Source organism: Sphingorhabdus sp., from assembly GCF_044239005.1.
In the GTDB taxonomy this organism is placed as follows: Bacteria; Pseudomonadota; Alphaproteobacteria; order Sphingomonadales; family Sphingomonadaceae; genus Sphingorhabdus_B.
In genome coordinates this window covers 1-4,599 of record NZ_JBIICH010000146.1, presented here as the reverse complement: position 1 = coordinate 4,599, position 4,599 = coordinate 1, and the positions used below count along the sequence as shown (strand labels likewise).

Here is a 4,599-nt window from a genome sequence, read left to right as displayed (position 1 = left end):
CGTGTGCGCGTCACAGGCGCTGACGGCGCGGTGTTGCTGGTCGACGGCGGCCTCGACTAATCGAACGACGCAATCGGTCCGTATTTTCTAGGTCCAACGCGTTCTAAATCAGGTCAAGGCTCGCGCGATCGGGTTCGACAAAGCCCCGCCGCGCGTGCAAGGAAAACAGCCGCTCTTTCGAATAGAACTGCAGCGGCAGGTCCCGGCGTCCCCGGTGGGAAAGCAGCAGCGCGTTCACCGCCTCGTGCAACGGCAGCTGCATCCCAACCTCGGCAAGATGTGCCTTAACGCCAGCGATATACACTTGCGTAATGGTGTCGTGATAGCCTTGGGTATCGTCATTCACGCCGCCGACGGCTTCGTTATAGGCTGAAATGATGGCGGGCAGCGCACGCTCAATCGCGATATCCGGCCGATTGCGCACCAGCCAAGTACATGCCGCCAGATGTGCTTCATGCGTCCAATCCGCGCGTGGCAAGGTGCGCGCAAGCAACCCTTCGCCGATCGCGACAATTGCGGCGTCATCTTCAAATAAGCGCATAGAATATTCGGACATGATCGGACCTTCTGCGTTGTCCGATGATGTCCGGACGGGTTAAGCGACCTTTGGCGCCGACTGCCTTACACCTTCGTCGACATGATCTGCAAATTGCGCGAAGTTGTCGACGAACTGCTGAGCAAGTCCCCGTGCCGTTGCATCATATTCCGCCTTGTCCGCCCACGCTTCGCGCGGATCAAGGATGCCGCTGTCGACACCTGGAACTGCGACGGGGAATTCAAAACCAAAATTCTGGTCCTTACGGAATTCTGCATTGTTCAGGCTTCCGTCCAGCGCAGCGTTGAGCAAGGCCCGTGTTGCCTTAATAGGCATACGGCTAATCCCGGGCATCGTTGCTTTGCCACCCGTCCAGCCGGTGTTAACCAACCAGCATTGTACTGCACCCTTGGCAATCCGCTCTTTCAGCAAATTGCCATAGATGCTTGGGTGGCGCGGCATGAATGGCGCGCCAAAGCAGGTGGAGAATGTCGCTTCAGGCTCGGTCACGCCGATTTCTGTGCCAGCAACACGCGCCGTGTAACCCGACAGGAAGTGGTACATGGCCTGATCGGGCGTGAGGCGCGCGATCGGAGGCAAAACGCCGTACGCGTCGGCGGTCAGGAAGATGATGGTCTTGGGAACTGGCCCCATATTCTTTTCAGACGTGTTCGGAATGAACTCAATCGGATACGATCCACGGCTGTTTTCCGCGAGGCTATTGTCGTCGAAATCCAATTCACGTGTTTCCGGGTCGATAACGACATTTTCAAGCACCGTTCCAAAGCGCTTTGTCGTCGCAAAAATTTCGGGCTCGGCTTCTTCCGAGAGCCGAATCATCTTTGCGTAGCAACCACCTTCAAAGTTAAACACCGCTGTGTCCGACCAACCATGTTCATCGTCGCCAATCAGTGTGCGGCTCGCATCTGCTGACAAAGTCGTCTTGCCGGTGCCTGACAGGCCAAAGAATACGGCGGTGTCGCCATCCGCGCCAATATTGGCAGAGCAATGCATTGGCATCACGCCCTTCACCGGCAACAGATAATTGAGGATGCCGAAAACCGACTTCTTCATTTCACCCGCATATGCAGTGCCACCGATCAGGATAAGCTTTTCGGTGAAGTTCACGGCGATAACAGTCTCGCTGCGGCAACCATGACGCGCAGGGTCTGCGCGGAAGCTTGGCAAATCGATAATGGTATATTCCGGCACAAAGCTGGTCAGCTCTTCCTGCGTCGGGCGCACCAGCAAGGTGCGGATGAACAGATTGTGCCATGCAAACTCGTTGATCACGCGCACATTGACGCGGTGCTCTGGCTGGGAACCACCGAACAGATCAGCGACATACAATTTGTCCTTGCCACCCAGCGCGGCAATGAAATCTTCTTTCAGCGCAGCAAAATGCGCAGGGTCCATCGGGACGTTGGTTTTACCCCACCAAATGCTGTTTTCGGTTTCGGCGTCGCGCACGATAAACTTGTCTTTGGCAGAGCGCCCTGTGTGTGCACCCGTCTTTACCACGAGCGGACCGTTTTTGGCCAAAATGCCTTCATCATTCGCCAGCGCGGCTTCCACCAAAGGCGCTGTGCCGAGGTTGCAATGCAGCTGCGCCTTTGTGTCAAAACCTTGTTGCGAAAGCGAGATATTTAAAGGTGTCGACATTGGCTACTCCGGCAAAAGTTGCGAATCTAGGGCATACGTATGCACTGTTCCGCTGGAGCCGGTATACGATGGAGGCAACGAGGTCAAATGTGGTTCATTATTTAGTGGCAAAAGAGCCTCAATAACCCTTCACATTGGCACCAAGAGAGCAAGTGATTGAACCGAAGCCATTGCCCCCCTATAGTTGGCCTATGAGTGCAACCATCGCCTTGGTCGACGACGACCGAAACATCCTGACGTCTGTGTCCATCGCTATGCAAGCAGAAGGCTATGTCACCCGGATATATTCCGATGGCGAAACCGCGTTGAAGGCCATGCTCGAAAACCCTGCAGATCTTGGCATTTTCGACATCAAAATGCCGCGCATGGATGGCCTCGAATTGCTCCGGCGGTTGCGCGAAAAAAGCGATATGCCGGTTATCTTTCTGACATCGAAAGATGAAGAGCTGGATGAAGCACTTGGCCTTGCCATGGGTGCCGACGATTATATCACCAAGCCTTTTTCCCAGCGGCTGTTGGTGGCGCGCGTAAAGGCCATTTTGCGTCGCGCCACTTATGATCGCGGCGTCAGCAGCGGCGACGCTGAGCCCGAGCTTGAGCCAATGGTGCGCGGCAAACTGCAAATGGATCCAGCACGGCACCATGTGAAATGGGATGGAAAGCCACTTACACTTACGGTGACCGAGTTTATGATATTGGAAGCGCTCGCCAATCGGCCGGGCGTTGTGCGCACACGTGATCAGCTCATGGACGCCGCATATCAGGATGACGTATATGTCGACGACCGCACCATCGACAGCCATATCAAAAGGCTGCGGCGCAAGTTTCGTGAAGTCGATGCCGAGTTTGCGGCCATAGATACGCTTTACGGTGCAGGATATCGCTTTGCAGACAGCTGAGCCCGCTGATCTTCAGCTGGGATGGAGCCGGGGGCTTTCGCTCACCGCCCGCATCCTTGCTGTAAATCTATTTGTTCTGGCGCTGCTGGGCGCGGGGCTGTTTTTCCTCGACAGCTACCGCGTACGCCTGATTGCGGAACGCGAAGATGCTGCTCGGCGTCAGGCAACGGTCCTTGCCGAAAGCCTGTCTTTGGTCGCACCCGACAAGCGCGCCGCGTATATCTATGAATTTGGCCAAGAGCATGAATCGCGAATACGGGTCTATGCGCAAAATGGCGAAAAGATACTGGACAGCTTTGCCGGCCGTCCGCCGACATATGTCTTCCGCGATCCTGACAAGGAACCAATACCAAAAGTCATCGCGCGCGGTATTGATAAGATGTTCGACTTTTTGGTGGGTGCCGCCGTGCTGCAACCATTTGCGGAACCGCGCGTCGATACCGCCGATGCTTGGCAAAATTTACTAAAGCGTAAGCCAGCTGACGCAGCGTCGACGGTAGCCTTCGCCCCTGACCTCACACATGTTATCAGCGCCGGTTCGCGGTCGCGCGATGGCCGCTTTGCCGTTCTGACCACATCCAATGAACGCGATATTCGCTTATTTGTGCGGGCTGAGCGGTTCAATGTCGGGATGTTTTTTGCCATCGCGCTTGGCATTGGCATAATGCTCTCCATATTTCTCGGGCGAACCATCGTTCGTCCGCTTCGGCACCTGTCGCGCGCGGCGGTCAAGGTGCGGCTTGGCCGCGCTCAGGAGGTCACCGTTCCGCGCCTGCCCTCACGCCGTGATGAAATCGGCATGCTTGCACGCGCACTGTCCGACATGAGCATTGCCCTTCGGCAACGTATTGACGCGACCGAAGCATTTGCGGCGGATGTCGCGCACGAGATTAAAAACCCGCTGGCGTCCTTGCGGTCGGCACTGGACGGTGCAGAGCGCATTGAAGACCCCGCCCTGCGCAAACAGCTTATGGATGTCGCAAAAGCCGATGTGCAGCGCATGGACCGTTTGATCAGCGATATTTCAGACGCCAGCCGCGTGGATTCGCAATTGGCCAAGGCAAAGTTCGAACCCATCGACTTGGGCGATATGATTGAACAATTGCTTCAAGCGCGCGAAGACCGTGGCAGCGACAAAGATGTAAACATCGCCTTCGCACGGCCACGGCGGACAATCGCCACGGTCATGGGGGAAGATGTGCGCCTGGAACGCATGCTTACCAATCTCATCGACAATGCGGTGTCCTTTTCCCCACCGGGCGCAGTCGTGGAAATATCGGCTACGCTGGCCGACGAAGAAGTGATTATTCGCATCAGCGACGAAGGCCCCGGCGTTCCTCCGCAGGAACGAGAAGCCATCTTCCGCCGGTTCCATAGTGAACGTCCGCCAACGGAGAATTTCGGCAAACATAGCGGGCTGGGTTTGGCCATCGCGCGCACAATTGTTGAAGGCCACCATGGCCGCATCAATGTGCGCGACCGCGTGGATGGTAAAGGCGGGGC

4 protein-coding genes are annotated in these 4,599 nt (G+C 56.2%); 2 read left to right on the top strand and 2 right to left on the bottom strand.

All coding sequences use genetic code 11. The annotated features are described in order from the left end of the window. Positions 1–103 precede the first annotated feature (103 nt). Both ACILQA_RS09955 and ACILQA_RS09950 read right to left on the bottom strand, forming a co-directional pair. Positions 104–556, bottom strand: coding sequence for a hypothetical protein (locus tag ACILQA_RS09955; protein ID WP_395629552.1), 453 nt, complete (start codon positions 554–556; stop codon positions 104–106). Positions 557–595: 39 nt separating this feature from the next. Further along, positions 596–2,197, bottom strand: coding sequence for a phosphoenolpyruvate carboxykinase (locus ACILQA_RS09950; protein WP_395629551.1), 1,602 nt, complete (start codon positions 2,195–2,197; stop codon positions 596–598). 191 nt (positions 2,198–2,388) lie between these two features. On the opposite strand from ACILQA_RS09950, the gene ACILQA_RS09945 reads away from it, so the two are divergent. Both ACILQA_RS09945 and ACILQA_RS09940 read left to right on the top strand, forming a co-directional pair. Continuing rightward, entirely contained in the window at positions 2,389–3,096 is a 708-nt protein-coding gene (locus ACILQA_RS09945) for a response regulator transcription factor (RefSeq protein WP_395629550.1), read from the top strand. Beyond that, the coding region (locus tag ACILQA_RS09940; RefSeq protein WP_395629549.1) for an ATP-binding protein at positions 3,083–4,599 on the top strand (1,517 nt) is incomplete at its 3' end. The genes ACILQA_RS09945 and ACILQA_RS09940, both read left to right, overlap by 14 nt.